Annotated in this window: 8 protein-coding genes; all 8 read left to right on the top strand. The window is 54.3% G+C overall.

Going from position 1 to position 18,264, the window contains the following annotated elements:
• The first annotated feature begins 9 nt into the window (after window positions 1–9).
• The 8 genes from RGU75_RS02415 to RGU75_RS02380 all read left to right on the top strand — a co-directional run bounded on the left by RGU75_RS02415 (window position 10) and on the right by RGU75_RS02380 (window position 18,153).
• Complete coding sequence (locus tag RGU75_RS02415) at window positions 10–1,686, top strand: cytochrome C (RefSeq protein WP_322232654.1); 1,677 nt, start codon at window positions 10–12, stop codon at window positions 1,684–1,686.
• A 474-nt stretch (window positions 1,687–2,160) separates the two neighbouring features.
• Complete coding sequence (locus RGU75_RS02410) at window positions 2,161–3,723, top strand: multicopper oxidase domain-containing protein (RefSeq protein ID WP_322232652.1); 1,563 nt, start codon at window positions 2,161–2,163, stop codon at window positions 3,721–3,723.
• A 56-nt stretch (window positions 3,724–3,779) separates the two neighbouring features.
• Window positions 3,780–5,375 carry a multicopper oxidase domain-containing protein gene (locus RGU75_RS02405; protein WP_322232650.1) on the top strand — a complete coding sequence of 532 codons (1,596 nt, stop codon included), beginning with the start codon at window positions 3,780–3,782 and terminating at the stop codon, window positions 5,373–5,375.
• Window positions 5,376–5,452: 77 nt separating this feature from the next.
• On the top strand, window positions 5,453–13,933 hold the full coding sequence (locus RGU75_RS02400; RefSeq protein ID WP_322232648.1) for a hypothetical protein: 8,481 nt from the start codon (window positions 5,453–5,455) through the stop codon (window positions 13,931–13,933).
• 50 nt (window positions 13,934–13,983) lie between these two features.
• Window positions 13,984–14,556: a hypothetical protein gene (locus RGU75_RS02395; protein ID WP_322232646.1), complete on the top strand. Its 573-nt coding sequence runs from the start codon at window positions 13,984–13,986 to the stop codon at window positions 14,554–14,556.
• A 40-nt stretch (window positions 14,557–14,596) separates the two neighbouring features.
• Complete coding sequence (locus RGU75_RS02390) at window positions 14,597–15,466, top strand: outer membrane lipoprotein-sorting protein (RefSeq protein ID WP_322232645.1); 870 nt, start codon at window positions 14,597–14,599, stop codon at window positions 15,464–15,466.
• Window positions 15,467–15,571: 105 nt separating this feature from the next.
• Window positions 15,572–16,534, top strand: coding sequence for an outer membrane lipoprotein-sorting protein (locus RGU75_RS02385; protein WP_322232644.1), 963 nt, complete (start codon window positions 15,572–15,574; stop codon window positions 16,532–16,534).
• Window positions 16,535–17,022: 488 nt separating this feature from the next.
• Window positions 17,023–18,153 carry an ATP-binding protein gene (locus RGU75_RS02380; protein ID WP_322232643.1) on the top strand — a complete coding sequence of 377 codons (1,131 nt, stop codon included), beginning with the start codon at window positions 17,023–17,025 and terminating at the stop codon, window positions 18,151–18,153.
• The last annotated feature ends 111 nt before the right edge of the window (window positions 18,154–18,264 follow it).

The following is an 18,264-nucleotide window of genomic DNA, read 5'->3' as shown; positions in this document are numbered from 1 at the left end:
GGGCGCATTGTGGCAGGCAACCTGGCGATTGCACAGCGATTGTGGGTCGGACGAAGACTGGCGGGATTTATTCCGCTCATGATAGTAATGTTGTTCGTGCTGGCTGTATCGAATACTTTGGCAGAGCCCTTAACCGGTACCGATGCAGCACTGCGGCTATACCGCGAGGGTATTCTGCCTTCAGGCCAGATGGTACACGCGGAGTGGGGCGCTAACGGATCGGTAGAGGGTGCCGAAGCCGCTTGCGTCAATTGCCATCGCCGCAGCGGGTTTGGTACCACGGAAGGAAAGTTCGTCATTCCACCTATTGCCGGCCGTTATTTGTTCAGGCCACATGGTAACCGGCCGGAGGATATCGACTTTCGCTATGGGGCAGGTTTTATTCCAAAGCGTGAACCGTACACCGATGCGACGCTCGCCAATGCGATCCGGAATGGCATAGGCCGCGATGGGAAGCCGCTCAATGCGCTGATGCCGCGCTTCGTATTCGACGAGGTAACTACGGCCGCCCTGATCGACTATTTAAAAGTCCTTTCAAGCGAAGCGGTGCCGGGCGTCACCGAAGATACGCTGCACTTTGCAACCATCATCACACCCGATGCCGATCCGGTAAAGCGGCAGGGTATGCTGGATGTGCTAGAACGCTTTTTCCGCGATAAAAATGAATTTATTCGCGGTGGCTTTCAGCGCATGAAAAGCGACAAGGGTGTTATGTATCGAGTCTCCCGCAAATGGCAACTACATGTATGGGAACTCACCGGCGCGCCGGAGACATGGGAACAGCAATTGCATGCACGCATGATTGCGGAGCCGGTCTTTGCAATTGTCTCAGGGTTGGGCGGGACAACCTGGGCGCCGATTCACCGATTTTGCGAGCGCGAGGCGATTCCCTGTCTGATGCCCAATGTCGACATGCCGGTTAATACCGAGAACGATTTTTATACGATATATTTTTCCAAAGGGGTGCTGCTGGAAGCCGAATTGTTGGCATATCGTCTGCGTAATAACTACGGCACAACGGCGCGGCGGCGCTTGGTTCAGGTCTTTCGGAAGGGAGACATCGGACCGCAAGCGGCCGCTGCACTTGCAGACGACTTGAAAGGTGCAGGATGGCAGTCGACCTCTCGCATCCTACATATCTCGGGTAATGTGGCGGAGCTAGCCAAAGCTGTCAATAGCGTGGCGGCTGGCGATGTGTTGGTGTTGTGGTTGCGTCCACCCGATCTCGCGTTGTTGCCCTCCAACGCGGAACCGGGGCAATTATTATTTTTGTCCGGCGTCATGGCGCTACTGGAAAATGCGCCACTGCCGCCTGCATGGCGTGAAAACGCACGGATGACCTATCCGTTCGATTTACCGGAGGTGCGGAAAGTCAGGATGAACTTTCCGTTAGGATGGTTCAAAATACGTAATATTCCGATCGTGAGCGAACGGGTGCAGGCCGACACTTATCTGGCATGCCAGATTTTGTCAGAAAGTCTCGGAGATATGCTGGATAGCTTTGTGCGCGACTATTTAGTCGAGCAAGTTGAGGCGATGTTAAGCAGGCGCCTGGTCAATGGTTATTATCCTCGACTAGGACTGGCACCCGGCCAGCGATTTGCTTCTAAGGGCGGCTATATTGTGCGCTTCGCACAGCAGGGGTCCATGCACCCGATTGTCGATGGAGATTGGATTGTGCCGTGACGTCTGCAGATTTTATTTTGGCTATTCTTCCACTGGAATGACCGCCGCAACCTGCCCCTGCCGAATAATTAAATTCCTCCTACCTTGTTCTGGCACTGCCGTTAGTGCACAGACGTTAGGTCTATTGCTTCCGTCAAACCACTCGTTTTGGTTCATACAATGGATACCCTACCATCAGTTTGGGTGGTAACCCTCCTATTTTTTCTCTGTTAAGAAACGTATTCTTATGACAAGGGAAATGGAAAGAAAAATAGGTTGCACTGATTCGGAAGAAGCGATTTAGCTGCACCAAAGCGAATGGTTTCTTGGCCAGAAGACCGAGCTGAACCGGCGCTGCGTGCAGTGAAGTCACTGATGACGCATCTCCCCCGAACAATGTATGCAAAAAATTGCGCAAACCGCTCTGCCATCATGCTTCACAGCAAACGGTATAGATGAAGTTCACATTCTATTGACGAAGTGAAGGAGGTCGTGATGTTTATCACGAAGTTGAGTTACAGCGGCTTGACCGCTTTACTGCTCGTTATAGCTAGCACCCATGTCGGCGCACAGAACTTTCGTGTGCAGTGTCCGAATGGTACGGCGCTGCATAAATCGCTCGACGGAAAGGTCGACTCGATGATTGTCGGCGACCCCACCCGGCCCTCAGCCGCCAATGCCAACCCCCAGATCAAGTGCCAGCATATTTCGGGTGGAGACGGATTTGCCACGATGGCAGATGGACAGCAGATCTATTTGTTCGGCTTCGGTGCATTGTCTGGGTTGGCCGATTTGAATAACGGTTTGCCCGGGACCGAAGTCGCTAAGGTGTTTAATGGTGCATTTGCCGGCCCGGTGTTTCCGGGGGATGGTACCGCGCCGAACAATGCCGCCATCACGGAACCGGCACTCATGATGAATAACGGTGTACTAGCGGCGCAAGCGCCCGGACCGATGATGGCGATTGACGAAGATGATGAATTCTTTCTGACGCTGTCGAATGTCGGGATGATCATGCGGCCGGATCTTTTCGAGCAGCACACGGTTCACTTCCACGGTTATCCCAACGCGTCGTCTTTTTTTGATGGCGTGCCGGATGCATCGGTCGCCATTAATATCGCGGGTAGTTTTACCTACTATTACACGGCGCCCGACGCCGGCACCTATTTCTGGCATTGCCATATTACGCCGCCGGAGCATTTACAGATGGGGATGGTGGGTCAACTGTTTGTCCGCCCACGCCAGAATCGGCTAGCACCAGGGGAAAATCTTTACATCGCCTTGCATGACTATCTTTACCCCACCGTACCTATTTCCAAGCGCGTCGCAGCGCACTATCCGAATGCGACTTTTCCACCCGAAGACTGTAAGAAAGACATTCTATGTTCCACTCCGCTTCCTGGTAAGGATAGCGGTGTAGTACAGATCGCGGGCGCCAAATATGCGTATAACGACGGCGATGGTTCCACCCGCTATGACGTCGAATATCCGATCCAGATGATGGGATTCGATCCTAACTTCCACTTTATTGGTATGACGTTTAATCCTGAGCCATTCGCTGATATGAAGGATAAATACTTCCTGCTTAGCGGACGTGGTTATCCCGATACAATCGGCGTACCCGGCTATGCGGGTCTGCCTACTGCATCTACCAATCCTTTACCCGGCGGTGCCATGACTACCGCTGCCAGCGACGGGGTAGCGCGCGAATCGCAGGTTCAGCCCACGCTGATCACGATTAATAAAACTGGCGGCCAGACCAGAGCCTTGCTGCGGGTATCGAATTTGAGCGTGACTGAATATCACACGTTGGCGACCGTCGGCGTGCCGATGCTGGTGATCGGTTTCCATGCCCGGCTGCTGCGCGATACCGCTGGTGAAAATCTGTACTACACCACCAACTCGGTGACCATCGGAGGAGGAGAGTCAGCCGATGTGATCCTCGATGTCAGTACGGTTCCGGTGGGGACCTATTTTCTTTACACGACCCAACTTGACCATTTGTCAAATGATGCTGAAAATTTCGGCGGCATGATGACTGAAATTCACGTTCTATAGGAGGGGCTGTGGAGAACCTACTACACAGAGGTATCGGGGCGTTCGCTAAGGCGATCATGACGTTGAATATAGCGGTGATCGCAGTGTGCGGTTGCTGGAGCGTTCCCGCGCAAGCGGCCGTGCCCGGCATTACGGGCGGCGCTACTACGCCGGTGTTCTCGCTCGTGGCAAGCGCTGGCTATTCATCGCAGCCGGACGGCGCGTTAATCTATTCCTGGGGATATGGTTGCGGCAAAACGGGTTCTGCGCCTGGCGTGGTAGTGCCAGCGTCGCCCGCAGGTTTCGCACCGGCAGCGATGACCAGTACAAGCTATTGTGGTGTCATGCAATTGCCGGGGCCGACGTTGATCGTGACCGAAGGTGATATGGTCACTCTTGAACTCGCTAATGCGTTACCGGTAGCTGCGGGAAATACCTCGATCGTATTTCCCGGATTCCAGGTTTGTTTCGGTCCCATCAGCGGTGGGATTTGCCATCCCTCCACCACCAACGGTACGGCGGGCATCCTCACCCGTGAGGCGGCACGCGGGCAGACAGTGCGCTATTCGTTTGAAGCGACCAAACCTGGTACCTATGGCTACCACAGCGGCACACAGGCAGAGCTGCAAATTGAAATGGGTTTATACGGCGCGATCATCGTGTTACCAAAAACGGCCCCGGCGCGCTGCAATAAGTCCGCGCTCGGTAGTCAAGCCGATTTCAGGCTTGCCACCTCTGCCTACGGGCACCCGCAAACATGTTATGACCGCGAGTATTTGTTTCAACTGTCAGAGATGGACTCTACTATACACTCAGCGGCCCTGGATCAGGTTCAGGCTTGTGATAGTGCATTGCTTGGCGGTGCCAAGATATGCGCGCCCATCGTCGTCAAAACCGAACCGTTTCATCCGAATTATTTCCTGATCAACGGGCGTTCTATGCCGGATGACATGGACAGCTCTTTCTCTCCGGCTTATCCGGCGCAGCCTTATAACGGCAATCCGCATGTGCATCCGGGTGAAACGATGCTGGTACGGGAGATCGGTCAAGGGCGAATCCAACATCCGCTACACATCCACGGCAATCATGCGCGGGTGTTGGCAAGGGATGGCAATCTGTTGCTATCAACGGTTGATCAGACCAGTCTCGCCGGGCCGCTGATTTTTACTTTTCCTTCGGTGTCAGGGCAATCGGTGGACGCGCTATTTACCTGGACCGGCAAGGGCTTGAACTGGGACGTCTACGGTCATAAATTTGCAGGCGGTCCCGGTGCGGTGGATCCCGTTCCATGTCATCCGGATACTGCGGGGTTTTATACCGATGCCAGCAATCCGCCTGCCATACCCGGGGTGACGCCCAACTATGGCGAGTGGTGTGCCGATCATAACAAGCCGATGCCGGTTACGCCGCCAGACCCCCAGGTTGTTACCAATGGCTTCTGGTACGGCGGAACGCCTTACCTTGGTCTCCAGGCCGTAGACAGCGGTGGGGTACAGCCGATCACACGACCGTTGCCGCCCACGGCCACCTCGCAAAATCCTAGCGCAGGCTACGCCTTCATGTGGCATTCGCACGATGAGCGAGAGATTACGACAAACGATGTGTTTCCGGGAGGGATGATGATGATGATGATCATTGATCCTCCGGGGGCAGCAATCGACGAGAGGTTGTAAGTGGATTTGAGCTACCGGGATCGACTGAGATCGATGATTGTCGATGGATAGTCGCCTTGTGACAGGTGAGGATAAAAATGAAAATGACAATTATATTCAAACGGTTACCGCTTAAATTCGCCATTGTTGCAACCGCGATGGCCCTGACGGCAACCTCAGCAATGGCACAGTCTGGTGCGCTCACGACGGTGCATCTGAGCGCGCAGCGCATGAGTAAAACGCTGCCTGACGGCACCATCGTTCCGATGTGGGGCTACTGTTCAGATGACCGTGCGCAAAGTCCGGCGTTAAGCGGCGGTGTGCTACTTAACGTCAACCCATGCAGCACTGCGGTGGCTGGAACAACCAAGACGATAGCCAATACGGTCTGGGCGCCCGGGCCGACGATTGTTGTGCCGATTGGAAATCAACTCAATATCAGTGTAAAAAATAATCTGGCGGCGGGCACTTCCACTTCGCTCGTGATCCTTGGGCAGATTGGCGGTAGCGCGGGGAGCCCTACGCGGGACGTCACGCCGGTTGACCATCCACCGCAAACTGCAACTACCTGGCCAGCTCAAGCGGCGGCTGGTTTTACCCCACCGCAACAGGGCATGCGCGCCCGCGCCTTTGGTCAGGAGGCCGCCTTCAACGGCACGATCGCCTACACATGGAATACGAATATTGCGCCAGCAGCCAGGAATCCTCAGTACCTCAAGCCGGGTACTTACTTATATGAAACCGGAAGTCATCCGTCTTTGCAGGCACCGATGGGTTTGTATGGCGTGCTGATTGTAACGCGCAGGCCAACGTATGAAATCGAGGAGCCAGGGAGTGCCGAGGCATCGCAAACGCTGGAGTCTCCCGGCCATGCTTTTCCTGGCGCGTATGCTAATTACGCTGGCACACCATCGCCACTTGCCAGATTGGTAGGCGTGCCTTACGACATGGATGCAACCTTGCTATTTTCTGAGATTGATGTGAACCAGAATACGGCGGTGGATGCAGCAGCGGTAGCCGGAACCAGCGAATCGATCCGTTGGAATGATGCGCGTTGCACCCAATCGCAAAAGCCCGTCGCCATCGGCGTAGCGCAGGTGCCGTGTTATCCGGCGGCAGTCAACTATGCACCGACTTACTTTATGGTGAATGGCAAACCCTACAATCAAACCAGCCCCGCAGACTCATCTACGGTATTGCCCGATTTGGCCGGCAGCGACGCCGTCACGGGCAACATCATGGTGCGGATGGTAAATGCAGGCTTACGCACCCATACTCCCGCCGTCGTCGGACTACCGTTTACGCTGATCGGCGAGGATGGCAACGTGGCACCGGGTAACACCAAGGTGCAGAATGAAGTCAACATGCCCCCGGGTAAAACGATTGATGCATTGGTGCTTCCCCGGGCTAGCGCAGCGACCGGGACGCAAAGAAGATACACCGATGCGGTGTATCCATTTTTTGATCGGGGGCTTGGGCTGACATCAGGCAACGAGACTAGGGGAGGAATGCAGGGATACTTGGTCGTCGCGCCAGCGAGAACCGCCACGCTGACCGGTGCTGCGTTGGTGCGTGCCCTCAACACAAACATCGGTACCAGTGCCAAACCAGCGGTGACGGCGACGGCCAACCCTGACTATTACACGCTCTCACCGAACGCGACCGCCTTGAACGACAACGTACTGACCAATGACATTGGGGTGGTCCGCGCTGTCATTCAGGGGCAGGCGTTGACCAATGGCGCCACCACGTCCACCGCTGTGTTGGCGCACGGCAACGTGACGCTTAACACTAATGGCAAATTTAGCTATACGGTGACCACTGCTCCGGCCAGTACCAGTACGGCTACGATTGATAGTTTTACCTATTGCGGCAATGATTCGGCCACCGTGTGTGCGTTGGTATCGATCACCTTCGAGGCAACCGGTGCTGCACCGACTGCCGTGGGACGAATTTATAACAATACTGCGACGACCGCCTATCCAAGCAATGTCGCATCGCTGCTTAAAGTGCCGCGCGGCGCTGGTCTGCTGCAAGGTGCAACTGACCCCAACGGCTATCCGCTGACTGCTAAGTTCGCTGGTGTTGCGCCGAGCTGGGTAGCGCTGGGTAGCGACGGCTCCTTTACCGCGACACCTTGTGCGGCTGCCCCCGCTACCTGTACGTTCCAGTTCGCATCAGTGAATAGTCAGGGTACCGCCAGTCCCGCCCAAACCGCGACAGTGGTGTTTCCGGCGGGAAGCGGCTTGCCGATAACGCTGGTCGATGCCCAGAGCGGGACGGTATTGCTCAACGATTACAGCTGGATCATAGAAGAGGATCAGACCTGGCACAATGCGAATGTCGGTGTGACACCACCGATCATCAACGGGAAACCGACGCCTAGTTTAGCCACTAGTTTTTTCCGTAGCTACATGCCGGTCGTGGCTTCCGGCTGTACCGGAACATTAAGTTGTATGGATGCACAGAGCGTCGGCGGTACCGTCGTTGTGCCGAAACCGCGTTCGCTGCCGTCCGATGTCGCGCTTGATCCGAACAAGTGGTATTACATCTCCATCTTGCCGGGTGATGCTGCTAATCCGTTTGTAGGTGCCTTCGCGGGTGATCCTCTGCTCACCCCGGATTGCTTAACCCCTAGCGCTGCCGGTGCCAATGACGCCAAATGCGGACATACGATCAGTGGCGGCCAGATTGCACCGTTAGCCGGGGCTGGATATCCACCGACCACTATTAAAGTGGAGCCGAATCCTTTGCGCCCAGCACAACTGTCGGTGTATATTTTTGAAGACGGCAGCCCAACCAATGGCGATCCCGATGCGACCGAAAACGGGCTGGGAGGATTTGAAATCCGTATCTGGGATACCGCCGGTCGCTCCGGCGATGCGATCGGTCAGATAACTTACGATGCCTTCAACATGCCATTGACGAATGCGTTGCTGGGATCACCCGGTTGCCCAAATGTTTATAGCCCCACCAATTCTGGCACAAGTTCTACCAGTCCTAATTACGCGGGGAAGGACCTGACCGGCGTAATTCTGACTTGCCCTAATGACCCTATCGATCCAGCTAATCCTAGCGCGGATTACGTTTTGCAAGGGCAGGCGCTGGTTAAAAACCTGATGCCTGGCCGCTTTGACGTGATGGCACATCCCGGTGCGGTGCGACGTGGTGCAGGAGAAATATGGCATCAGGTATCTACTCTGGAAGGCACGCCGGCGCAGGATGCTTTTGTCAAATCAGGTGAGCCTGCTTACTTCCAGGAATTTGGACCTCCAGGCTTCCACACATTTATTGGTTTCGTGAATCCCGCCCATATCGCTCAACAAAATATTATTGCGACGCATGTTCCTGTAAGTGGGATTCCACCTGCACCAAGTGCCGATAACGAAGGACCTCCTGTCACCGGACCGGTTGCGCTTGCCACGACGACGGTATCGGGACGGATTACTAGCCTGCATATGTCACGTCCGGTCAAGGAAACCTTATGGGATTCCGGTGCGCGTGGGCCGCTGGCTGCAACGTCTTGCATGGTAGGTCTCAATCAGGAAGGTGAGCTGGGCCTGAATATTGGCTACGCTGCTTGCGACGATGATGGTAATTTCACGCTCACTAATATTCCTGTGGGTTCTTACATGCTAGTCATCTGGGACCATTGGCTGGACCAGATCATCGCCTTCAAGTCGGTCCAGGTATTGGCCAGCAACACGCCGGATAAAAATGGTAATCCGGTGCCGTCGGGTGCGGTGGCATTGGGCAATATCCCGGTATTTAGTTGGTTCACGCGTGTGGTGACGAGTACCTATATTGATCAAAACGGCAATGGCACGCGGGATGCTGGCGAGCCCGGTATCGCGCAGGTACCCGTCACAATTCGGTTCCGCGATGGTTCCGTCTCCAACGTATTACCGACCGATTCCGATGGCAATGCGGTGTTTTACGAGCTTTTCCCTCTATTTAACTGGTATGTGGTCGAATCAGACCGTACCCGCTTTACGGGTACCGGCGTCAACGTCACGGTCGACGCTGGTGGCTTGCCCGACTGCGTGACCTATCAACCGGTTACCGGGCAGGGCACGGTTGGCGCAGCTAACCAGAATAGTGCCATGCCGTGTTCAAAAACTGGCGGCATTCTCAACTCTTCGTATGTCTGGAATGACCCGATTACGGGTAAGAGTTTTGGTGCTGTCCCACCGGGATTGAGTAACGGCACCAACCGTAAGGACAGTGGTAGCGTGCTGTACGAAGGCTTGCAAGGTTTCATCAACCAGAGTCAAATTTTGGATTGGGGCAAGCGGCCTTTCAATGTCGGCGAAAACGGGGGGATTCAAGGCATGGTGGTGTATGCCTCGACCCGTGGCTTTGATGATCCGAGCCTTGAGGTGCAGTTTAAATGGGAGCCGGGCGTCCCCCGCGTCATCGTTAATTTGTATAAAAAGTTGCTGAATGCGGACGGCACGACAGCGCTCACCCTTGTGAACACCACTAAGACCACCAGCTGGGACGATTACGCGACCGGGACCAAGGCCGATGGGTCACCGAATATGGTGTGTCCGGGACAAGACGGTCAAGATCCTTTCCTGACTTACACACTTGGCGCATCTAACCAGTTCAAGTGCTATGACGGCTTCCATCTATGGAACCAGGTGCAACCTGCGGTCTACGATGGTGCCTATGCCTTTACGACCGATGCTGCGGGCTTGCCTCTGGCACCGGGGAGATATGTGGTCGAAATTATTTCTCCGGCCGGATATGAGATTGTTAAGGAAGAAGATAAGAACATCTTGATCGGCGACGCGTGGGTAGCACCGGCAGCCCAGCAATTCAGTGCGCTGGCCAATATTTTCATCATGCCTGATCAAGCCCAGGTGGGTGCATATTACAATCCGAAGAATCCGAATAATGCCACCACCAGCCTTGGGTTCCAGGGCGCTAAAGTCCAGTTTCCAACCTGCGTCGGGACATTGCGTACGGTGCCTGATTTCATGAGTCTGTTTCCCGGCTCCGGTCAGGTAGCACCGTTCGCGGGTGCGATCAAACCGCTCTGCGATCGTAAGGAAGTACAGCTTGCCGATCAGGCGACCGGCAAAGCAAGTTTCTTCATCTACAGTAATACGCCGGTTGCTGCGCATTTCACTGGCTTGATACTTGACGATGCTGCGACTGAAATCAATGCCGTCTCGCCCGATTTCGGTGAAAAATTCGCCATCGCCCATGCGCCGGTATCGATCCGCGATATGCATGGCGTGGAAATTTCACGGGTGTATTCCGATCAATGGGGTACCTATAACGGTATGGCACCATCGACCTGGCAAGTCAACGTACCGAATCCGTCTGGATATTCTCCGAATATGCTGATCGCTTGTATGAATGATTCCGGTCCAATCGTCGATATGCGCCCCGGTTCTTCAACCTTGGGACAATTGATTTCGGACCCATTGTTCAATCCCTCATTCAGCCATTTTTGCTATACCAACCCGTACATGCCGGGTGCAACTGTCTATCTTGATACGCCTGTGTTGCCAGTGGCTGCGTTTGCCGATGGTTACAATCCGGCCGATTGCAATTATCCCGACAGCACGCCTTCCATTAAACGTGTTGACGGCGACAACGTAGGACCCTGGGTGGCTGCGGCTGACGGTACGCATATTGTGAAGATCACCGCGCTGGGCGACGTGGATGTGCCAAATCCGGCATATCAGGGACCTAGTGCGACTAGCGCGCCATTCAACCAGCGCACGGTCAAACGGCACTATGGGTTCGGTCCGACTGCGGGCACGATTAGTATCAATGGTGTGGCCCTGACCAATGTGTCATGGTCCGACGCCAACATTACTGCAACGGTCCCAAGCGGTATGGCGACCGGTGAGTTGCTGATCACCAATGCAGCGGGATTGTCTAGTGTGGATTCGGTCACGCTGACTGTCGGGGGTGCGGTACCCGTAGTGGTGAAACCCGCCTTTTTTAATCCGAGCCCAGCCACGGCATCGGGTGCTGGCTTTCCGCATCCGATTCAAGACGCGATCGATAGCGCCCGGCCTGGCGATCTGATCATTGTGGATGCGGGAACCTATCCTGAACTGTTGATCATGTGGAAACCGGTGCAATTACAAGGCGTAGGCGCTGCCTCGGTAGTGATCAATGCTGCGAAATATCCGACCCAAAAGCTGGAAGACTGGAGACCCAGAATTAACAAGCTGTTCGGGGTGGATGTCACCACCGGTAATCTGAGCGATAAACCGCAAATCGATCCGCTTCCGACCCAAACTCCCATCACCGGTGGCGTCGTGCTGCTCGAACCAACCATACTGGCGACAGAAGAAGGGCCTGGAATAGCCGTTCTGGCCAAAAATCTACCGCAAAGCGATTGCGCCAGTACGACTTCTGGAGACAATGGACCGAGCAATTATTTTGCGGTGATCGCGAAAAATCTGGGCGTGCCTAGCAAGGTCGCCATACAACCGACCGGCTGGAATATGGGCGATTCGAACTTCCTCTGTGCTAAATCGCGGATAGATGGCCTAAGTATCACTGGCAGCGATGCGGGCGGCGGCATCTACGCCAACGGTTGGACCCATGGACTTGAAATTTCGAATAACCGCATCTATAGCAATTCCAGCTCTATGCATGGCGGCTTACGGATCGGCTCCCCATTTGAGGAAGAAACCCCTCCTGTAAATGGTTATGGCTATGACGTCGGCGTGAATATTCATCACAACGCCATCACCAATAACGGCACCGTCGAAGCGACACCGGGAGCTGGCGGGGCCAACGTAACAGGCGCTGGAGCAGGCGTATCCATCTGCACCGGTACCGATAATTATGCGGTGAATTACAACTTCATTTGCGGCAACTATAGCAACGGCGGCGGCGGCGGTATCGGTGCCATCGGTGTCAATATGAACGGTGTGATCGCCCATAATAAAATATTGTTTAATCAGAGTGCGCAACAGACGACGACCGTGCATGGCGGCGGGATCGATATTGAAGGCGATCTGACTACCAACACCACGTTTTCCAACGGTACTGGCAATATCACGATTGATTCGAATCTGATCGTTGGTAATTTTGCGCAGTCCGGTCATGGCGGTGGAATTCGGTTGCAACAGGTGAACGGCAACGACGTTATCAGCAACCCAACCAATCCGGAAAAATGGTATCGGGCAACCATCACCAACAATATCATCACGAATAACGTGGCGGGCTGGTCGGGTGGTGGTATCTCGCTGGTGGATACGCTGAAGGCGGTGATTCATGAAAATACGATCGCTAACAACGATAGTGCCGCCATCGTCGGCGCATTGTTTGGCATCAATGGCCGTGGTCCTACCACATCGTATGCAAGCCCGGCTGGTATCAGCACTGAAATGACTTCGCCGGCACTGCTTGCAGTGTTGCCGACAACTGCTTCGGCGCGGGTGCCGGTCTCTGCGACCAAGGCGCGTAATACTTATTCCAACCCCGATATATTTAATGACATCATTTGGCATAACAGGTCGTTCTTTGTCGACGCAACGGGAGGTGCGGGTGCATCCAACGTTTGCTCGAGCAACAATACCAACGATCGGACCTGCAACGTGCTGCCACCGTCGGTAAATGCCAGCGACTGCACCGGTACGCCAGCGTATTGGGATATTGGTACGGTCGGCGATGTTTCGGCGGCAGCATCCAGATTCACCGTAACGGATATGTACAACTCGGTCCTTTCGCCAGCAGGTTCTATCTATGGCAGCAATCCTGGCCGAGGTATCAGCGTGAGTGATCCTGGGCTGACCAAGAGCTACTGTAACGGCCCGCGCGCCAATCCTGGGATGAAGTTCGAGCCAGGTCAGCCCTTCCTGCCGCCGTTCAGCATGGTTGCCGGTGTCACGCTGGATGAGGCCGGAAACTTTGTCGATCTGAAATATGGTCCGCTGTCATTGACTGATCCGCTTCAACCAGGTGCAGTACCCTACGGTAACTACAGCATTACAAATAGCGGTGCCGCATATAACAACGGCATAGGCGCGGATCCAGACAGTCTGATCAGAGCAACAAGCATCGATTATCTGGGTGCGCCACGGCCTACAACTGGTCGCTTACCGGGGTTTGACATCGGCGCGACGCAGGTCAATAACGGGATTGTCGGGGGAGCAAATATACTGCTGCGTACAGCGTCACTGATCGCCAGTACAAATGCATTGGTGGCGACCGCTAACCCATTGACTGCACTGGCAGCGGCAGTGAACGTGACGACCCAACCGGTTGCGCAGTTGAGTGCATTAACGCCAGCATCGATACCCTCTGCGCTCAACTGCGGTACGCCTGGACAGGCGGCCTGCGGGACCGGTACGGTGCAGCTTTCGAATAGCGGAAAGTCATTGCTGACGATAGCCGGTATTACATCGAGTAATCCGGCCCAGTTCGCGATAGTGAGTAACTGTGGTGCCACATTGGCTAGCGGCGCTACCTGCGGGATCACGGTGACTTATCATCCGCTGGCGTTGGGGGGAGCGGTCACCGCATCATTATTGGTGCGCGACAATAGCGGGGGTGTGGCTGGTAGCACGCAGGTCGCTACCCTCAAGGGTACGACGCAATAAGTGGGCAATAAGCAGGCAATAAGCAGGCAATAAGCAGCCAAGGGGATCGCATGAATGAGCAAAAATATACAGCGCTGCACAGGGAGGTTTCAGGCTGGTCGCGCGTTGCTGGTAGGGTGCGTGGGGAAAGTGGCGCGTCCCTTATAACGGACAGCCGGCACTATGCCGTTCGTAGCATTGTCGGTCCCTTCATCTTGCTAGCCATCCTTGGGTTCTGCAACGGAGCTTACGCTGATAGCCAGGAAGATCCGCGCAATGCCGCGCACGCCTGGCGCATCAACCACAACCCGCAAATGGAGCGAATGTGGGGTATTAACGTAACGGGCGTGCGGCTGGTTTCTTCCAATTGGATGCTGCAATTTAAATACCAGGTTACGGACCCGGAAAAGGCGAGGTTGCTGCTCGATCATCAAGCCAAACCGTATTTGACCGACAAACCGAGCGGCGCGATGCTGGCGGTTCCGGCAATGGAAAATGTCGGTGAGCTGCGACAAGTGTCGTCGTTGGTGGCTGGGCGGGATTATTTCATTATTTTTGGAAATGCCAGTCAAGTGGTGCGGCGCGGTAACCGGGTAAATATTGCGGTTGGCGCGTTCCATGCGGACGACCTGGTGGTCGAATAGCTGGGTCGGAATAATATTGGATGAAAAGGAAAAGCACATTATGAACAACCACTATCGTCTTTCCATTCCCTCAAAATTATGCGTGTGTTTGGGCGTGATAGTTTTCCTGACCTCGGCTGCGCGGGCAGAAACCCCACCGTTGGGTGCAGCACAAGTTGTCGATAAGAATGTCGTGGCGCGGGGTGGAGCAACCGCTTGGGGTGCTATTCGTTCGATTTCCTTTGTAGGTAAGATCGATGCTGGGCGGACCCATCCCACTCCTCCCGGCACGGTTGATAGCTACTCAACGGGTCCGTCGAATCTGCGCCCTGGTCAGCGCCGCATGATGATCGCTGAAACGCCCGTAAAGCCAGAGGAGGTGATTGCTTTGCCGTTTCGGCTGGAGTTGAAGCGACCGCGTAAAAGTCGGCTGGAGCTTGACTTCGCTGGCGATACCGCGATTCAGGTCTACGACGGTAGCGCAGGATGGAAGGTTCGGCCTTTCATGGGACGCACGACGGTCGAATCGTTCACCCCTGCGGAGATAAAAATTGCCGCTTCCCAACAGGAGCTAGACGGTCTGCTGATTAATGCCGCCGCCAAGGGCAGTCAAATCCGCATGGAAGGTATGGATAGCGTAAATGGGGTACGCGCTTATAAACTCAGGGTGGCGTTACGCGATGGAGATGTGCGTCGGGTATGGGTGGATGCTGCGACGTTCCTGGATGTCAAGGTCGATGGTATCAGGGATGTCGGTGGTCGTTCGCGTGCGATGACGACGCTACTTAGCGATTACCGCCGCATCGACGGCGTGATGATTCCCTTCAAGATGGAAACCCATGGTGTCGGGCTGAAGGATGCTGAACGAATAGTCGTGGAGAAAGTAGTGATCAACGCGGATCTTCCGGATACACGGTTCGCAAAACCGTAAAACTGTCTCAACAGAAAAAGGTAAGAATGTTCAAATCAGTGTCATTTGACGTTCTCAGTACAGGCCTTCAAAACACCGAATCGCCGCAACGGCAGAGGAGAAGATATGAAAAACTCAGGGCGCTTAATGTCAATATGCTCCGACGAGGAGGGGATGCGCGATCGCGGGGCCGCCCGTATCTTCGGTTTGTCCATCTTGCACACCGGATTGCTGCTGACCATGCTTATTACGGGGATGGCGATGCTGACAATCGCCCTCACAGCCCATGCGATCGCTCCGGTTCAACAAGGATCCTCTGCTGAAAATCCGCAAGTACAGACACTCACTGTCGCCCAAATCATCGCCCGCAATGGTGCCGCGCGCGGCGGCATTGACGCATGGCATGCGGTTACAGGTTTAAGTGAGGTCGGCCGGATGGAGCAGGTCCAGCTTAGCACCATCAATGGAATCCACAAACCGCGTTCGGGTGCCCATTCAACCATTGGCGGCGGGGCGCGCGACCGGAGTGTGCCCTTCACCCTGCATATGCAGCGCCCGCATAAGATGTATTTGGAAATTCAATACCATGGGTCGACAGCGATTCAGGTTTTCGATGGGATGCAAGGATGGACGGTGATGCCTACATCTAGCGGGGCTGTAGCGGTGAAATACGCACCGCAGACTGCGCACGCGGCGGCGACGCAACAGGATCTGGATGGTCCGCTGATGGATAGCGCGGCAAAAGGGACTAAAGTGCTCCTCGAAGGCCTCGAATTGGTGGACGGACGTAATAACTATCGCCTCGCCTTAACATTGCGCGACGGTCAGGTGCGGCATCTCTGGATTGATGCCGACACCTTTCTCGATACCAAAATTGACGGCACCCGGATGGTAGGGGGATCAGTTTGGCCGGTAGAGACCTATTTTTCCGGTTACAAGAAAGTACACGGGCTTCAGATCCCCCATGTGCTGGACACCGCGATCGGCGGGACGCGTACCACTGAGCGCATAGTGATTGACCATGTCATGCTCAATCCTGTATTGAGCGATGCCCTTTTTTCTGCGCCCGCTGTGACGTCTGGCCCTTAACCTAACGTGTCAGCTTTAGGCTTAGGTAGGAACATGGAAATGGAGATTGATTGTGGCGATTGTACGGTGCAAAGTGGATCCATTATTATTCCCCTTGGTTTTGCTTATTATGCTTGCTGTGAGTGCATGCAGCGCAGATAGCGGAAGCGAGGCCGCACCGGCCGGTACGGTCGGGCAAGCCCCGTCGAAAAGAACGGCGACGAGCAAAGCGACTTCACCATTCCTTACTCCGCCAAGACAACCAAAGGGAACTACAAATCCTAACGCATTGCCTGCGGTGCCAAACGCTGAATAGCGCTTTGCTGCCGCTGAAGAAATAAATGGCCGCGACTGACCAGGAATGCAGGATCGCGGTAACGACTATGATGCGCAATGTATGATGGAAAAAAAGCTACGTAACCGCGTCCGTATGTTGATAGTCGGAAATCTTATTATTCGCAATGAATACGGTTCACGAAGTAGGTTCCTAGGCTCGCAAGGAGACAATAATGTTAAAGCTGCAGCAAGTGATGATGACCATGCGCAGGATGTGTAGCGAGCTGGAGTTGTCGAAGTCACAGTTTGGTGAGCTAACTGAGCTGATCGGGATAGCCTCGCTGATTGTGGATAGCCAAAGCAAGATACTGAGCATCAACGAGATAGCGGCGGCAATGCTGGGATTTAAGGTAGAAGAACTACAGGATACCTTGCTGACGCATTTAGTAGAAAATGGTCAAGGGGGGCTTGATCAAGTACTGACCTTTCCGCTGAAGTCTGGCAAGCTCGAATCGTTTGAGATCCTTTTTAAAGGCCGTAGCGGTCGCAAAAGTACACTCACTATCGTGCCCCAGTCGATTGAACATTCTGATGGCATCACGCGTTCTATGTTGCTGGTGCTCACTGAAAAAAACAATCGCAACGCTTTACTGCAAACTTTGGATCGATCAGAACCAAAACTTCAACAATTTTCGAATCGTTTAATTGCAGCCCACGAACTCGAGCTGAAACGTGTCTCTTCCGAATTGCATGACGGCATTGGACAAGTGTTGGCAATGATAAAGTTTATGATCGAAGATGCCGCGCGACAGGTAAAAAGCGGAAAGCCGGACGAGGGCGCGAAAATTCTTGATGAGACGGTGGTACGGTTGCGAGAAGCAATGAATGAAGTCAGGCGTATCTCGATTGAATTGCGTCCTAGTAGCCTAGACGATTTGGGCCTGATTCCGACGATTCAATGGCATTGCCGCATTTACAAAAAAGCATATCACGACGTGCGCCTGAATCTTGATCTGGATGTGATTGAAGCGGAAGTCCCGGAAGTGCTGAAATTGGACATTTTCCGCATTATTCAGGAGGCATTAAATAATGTCGCCAAGCATGCACAGGCATCCGAGGTAACCGTCTCTCTGCACGTGGAGCACGCCAATATGCGTTTGATCATCCGTGATAACGGTAAAGGTTTTGATTCCAATCCACTCGATTTTTCCACTGCGAATCAGGGGGGATTGGGATTAAAAAGCATGCGTGAACGGGTAGAGTCGTCTGCTGGTAATTTTTGGATTCAATCGGGTCTGAATAGTGGAACCAGGGTAGAAGCGCGCTGGTCGTTGCAGGCGGTCGTATCCGGGATATTAGTATAACAAGCGATTATGTCTGGCGGGCTTTGCAGGCGCGGAACGGTGACTCAATACCCTGTTTGGCCACCCGTTGCCCCGATACGCATAACATCAAAATGCAGCGGTGCTTCTGGC

It is taken from the genome of Glaciimonas sp. CA11.2 (genome assembly GCF_034314045.1).
Taxonomy (GTDB): Bacteria; Pseudomonadota; Gammaproteobacteria; order Burkholderiales; family Burkholderiaceae_D; genus Glaciimonas.
Note: the sequence above shows the minus strand (reverse complement) of the source record. Positions and strands in the feature narration are given on the sequence as shown.